The 3,527-nt window shown below is 67.4% G+C and carries 3 protein-coding genes and 1 pseudogene; all 4 read left to right on the top strand.

The genetic code is table 11. The features are described 5' to 3' along the window. Positions 1–85, top strand: a pseudogene (locus IE271_RS40385) (IS5/IS1182 family transposase); the annotation flags it as partial. Between the two features lie 682 nt (positions 86–767). After that, positions 768–2,144: an IS1380 family transposase gene (locus tag IE271_RS40380; RefSeq protein WP_190195405.1), complete on the top strand. Its 1,377-nt coding sequence runs from the start codon at positions 768–770 to the stop codon at positions 2,142–2,144. Positions 2,145–2,332: 188 nt separating this feature from the next. Then, positions 2,333–2,740, top strand: a complete 408-nt coding sequence (locus IE271_RS40375; RefSeq protein ID WP_190195404.1) for an IS5 family transposase — start codon at positions 2,333–2,335, stop codon at positions 2,738–2,740. 74 nt (positions 2,741–2,814) lie between these two features. After that, a complete protein-coding gene (locus IE271_RS40370; RefSeq protein WP_190195403.1) occupies positions 2,815–3,270 on the top strand; it encodes a hypothetical protein in 456 nt (151 codons plus the stop codon). The last annotated feature ends 257 nt before the right edge of the window (positions 3,271–3,527 follow it).

Below are 3,527 nucleotides of genomic sequence, written 5' to 3'. Positions count from 1 at the left end.
GCGAATCTTCCGCAAGGCTCGGTGCAGCCCGAATCGAATGACGTCAATCGCAGCAGCCGTCCTCACCCTGGAGCGGCAGCGCTGAAACAGCTCACTGAACGCGAGCACGACAGCCGGAGCGATCGTGGCGGGTGGCCTCGGAGCTGTGTCGGCCACGCTCGCAGGTTTCGTGAGCAGGACGTTCGTTCGCTCTCAGGAGACGGCGGCGGAACACCTGAAAGCCTACTTCGATCAACCCCTGGAATTTGTCGCTACCTGGCGGCCGAACGGTTGATCGCGGATTCCCATCTGAGCGATGAGCAGCGGGCTGAAGTGGTGATGGCACTGGTGCAGGCCATCGCCGCTGGGCCTGATCGTGAAGTGCCGGCGAGCGCGGAGGCGCAGCAACAGACGGGGCAGTGAATCCGAGTAGAAAACTGGTGCGCTTGTCACAGAGGCTCCCACCGACCGGTGGGAGCCTCGAAGATCGCGTATGCGGATCGGCGCTTAGCTGGCGAGACGCTGACCTCGGTGTTCCCGAGGCGTTAGCCGACGTTCCCCGTGGGTCCCCGCTCGTTGCTGCTCGATCGGGCACGTAGGGGGCACGCATAGCCTTCTCCCGCCCCGCCAAGACGCGGGCGCCGAGTGCGACGCCGGCGGGCCTAGCCTCGCGCTTTCACGAGGTGGGCTGTCCAAGAGTTGACCAGAAACACGGAAAGTGCCCTTGACCTGCAACGATAGGACTTGCTGAGGGTCCTGTTGGCTGCAAGGAAAAGAGCACTTTCCAGGTGAGAGAGCCTATCTCGTCGTACCCGCGTGTCCGTGTCCAGGGAGACGGTTGGCAGGTGGTCTCGCAGGCCGGTGCGGTCCTGCTGTTGGAAACGGTCCGCAAGACGGGCCTTGACCAGGCGATATCTGCAGCTCTGGCGCCGTGGCGGAAGTCGCGGGCCGTCCACGATCCCGGCAAGGCCCTCCTGGACGTCGCTCTGGCGGTCGCACTGGGCGGAGACTGCCTCGCGGACGTCGCGATGCTGCGGTGTGAGCCGGCCGTCTTCGGCCCGGTCGCCTCCGACCCGACCGTCTCCCGCCTGATCGACACCCTCGCCGCCTCCGGCGAGAAAGCCCTGCAGGCCATCCGGTCCGCACGCTCCGAAGTCCGCAACCATGTCTGGTCGTTGGCGGACAGACACGCTCCGGACGCCGACGGACAGGTCACCGTCGACCTCGACGGCGTCCTCGTGATCGCCCACTTTGACAAGGAGGACGCGGCCGCGACCTGGAAGAAGACCTACGGCCATCACCCCTTGACGGCCTTCGTCGACCACGGCCAGGGCGGAACCGGAGAGCCGGTCGCCGCCCTCCTCAGACCGGGAAACACGGGCTCCAACACGGCAGCCGACCACATCACCACCGCCCGACTGGCCCCGGCCCAGCTGCCGAAGAAGTACCGGCGCGGACGCCAGACGCTGATCCGCACGGACTCCGCGGGCGGCACCCACGACTTCGTGTCCTGGCTCGCGAAGCGAGGACGATGGCTGTCCTACTCGGTCGGCACGACGGTCACCGACACCATTCACCAACACATCCTGAAGATCCCGGCCTCAGCCTGGACACCGGCCGTCGAGACCGGCGGTGGAGCCCGGGACGGTGCCTGGGTCGCCGAACTCACCGGCAAGCTCCTGGACGGCTGGCCCAAGGGCATGCGGCTGATCGTCCGGAAGGAACGGCCCCATCCTGGAGCCCAGTTGAGGATCACGGATGCGGAGGGCATGCGGATCACGTGCTTCGCGACCAACACCGCAGGCCGGCCGATCGCCGAACTCGAGCTCCGCCACCGGCTGCGGGCCCGGGCCGAGGACCGGATCCGGGCCGCCCGGGCCACCGGCCTGCGCAACCTGCCCCTGCACCGGGCAGCCCAGAACAAGGTCTGGCTCCAGATCGTCCAGATCGCCCTGGACCTGCTGGCCTGGATGCCCATGCTCGCCCTCACCGGCACCGCCCGGCTCTGGGAACCCCGCCGACTGCGATTCCGCCTGTTCTCCGCAGCCGCCCAGCTCGTCACCACCGGCCGCCGCCGCATCCTCCGCCTCACCCGGCACTGGCCCTGGACCGGCGAGATCACCGCCGCCCTCGCACGGCTCGCGCTCCTGCCCAACCCCGGCTGACCAGCAGAGTCCACCGACCCGACGACAACAACACCCGCCCTGGGCAGTGGAACCCGGCGCCCACCCGACGCGACAGCCGGGCCACCGGCCTGCCCACCATCAGCTCCGGAAAGCGAAAGGGTCCACCGACTCCGTCGGCGGACCCTCGCGAAAGATCGAGGCTAAGTCGTGTCTTCAATTGGTCTTGCATGGTCGATCATGGTCTGGTGATACGTCGCCATGAACTGGCCGATGCAGAGTGGGAATTCGTCCGGCCGCTGCTGCCCGAGTCATTGCGGGGCCGCAAGCGGTTGGATGACCGAAGGGTGCTCAACGGGATCGCGTGGAAGTTCCGCACGGGCACGGCCTGGCGCGATGTGCCCGAGCGGTACGGCCCGCGGCAGACGCTGCACACCCGCTTTCGCCGTTGGGCCCTGGACGGCACGTCCCAGCAGATGCGCCAGGCAGCCCAGTCCCAGGCGGATGCGGCCGGCGACATCGACTGGCTGGTGTCGGTCGACTCCACTGTCGTACGCCCCCACCAGCATGCCGCTGGGGCTCGAAAAGGGGGCCCCGCAGCCCCTGCCTCGGACGCGCCCCGAGCCGACCCACCCTGATAGTTGTCAGGGTCACGACGTCCCTCGTACGCTCTACGGTTCGAGTCACCGGTTTCGACTCCAGAGGAGACCCCGTGAGACTGAGAAAACGAGCGGCTGCGACGGTCGTGACGCTGATCACCGCGTTCCTTCTTCCGCTGGCTGCGCAGGCACCGGCCCAGGCCGCCGCGAACGCGTGGACGCCGGGGATCTCCCCCCTGTACTCGGGCGAGTGGGTGGAGCGGGACATACAAGGTGGTGACAATGCTGACGAGGCGCTCAAGCTTTGCGCCCTGGCATCAGGGATCGCCTGTGTCTCGGTCGGTCAGGGCGACGGCAAGCAGAGCATCTTCCACCTGTACAGGTGCGGTACGCGGTCGCTCTCGAACTTCATCGACGCGCTCTCTGTGCTCAACAACCAGACGGGCGGAGCCGAAGTCCGTTTCTGGGGACCCAACGTGGGTACGTACCGCGCCCCTGCCGACCCCAACGTCATCTGGAGGTTCCCGAACGCGGCGACGTACGACTTCAACAACATGTCCGTCTGCTGAGGTCACACCGCCCCGGGCACGCCGATCAGGGTGTCCGGGGCATCGCCCCGTACGACTCCTGAGCTACTCGACGACCCTGACCCTGGTCTCCGTCGCCCCAAACACCCACAGCGCGGCGCCGTCCTCCTGGGCCCTCAGGCGGGCGGCTGAGGCTTCAGTGAGCCTTTTTCAACCTGGTTGGATGGGCAGCGGGTTGGTGTGAGGGGTGGGTGCGGGAAGAGGTGAAGCTCCTGGTGGATGGGTTGTCGACCAAGATC

It is taken from the genome of Streptomyces minutiscleroticus (assembly GCF_014650875.1).
GTDB classification, from domain to species: domain Bacteria; phylum Actinomycetota; class Actinomycetes; order Streptomycetales; family Streptomycetaceae; genus Streptomyces; species Streptomyces minutiscleroticus.
This window is presented reverse-complemented; position numbering and strand designations above follow the sequence as displayed.

Excerpts from the sequence above, each read along its gene's own strand:
- IE271_RS40375 (WP_190195404.1), top strand. The coding sequence starts at position 2,333 with ATGGTCGATCATGGTCTGGTGATACGTCGCCATGAACTGGCCGATGCA.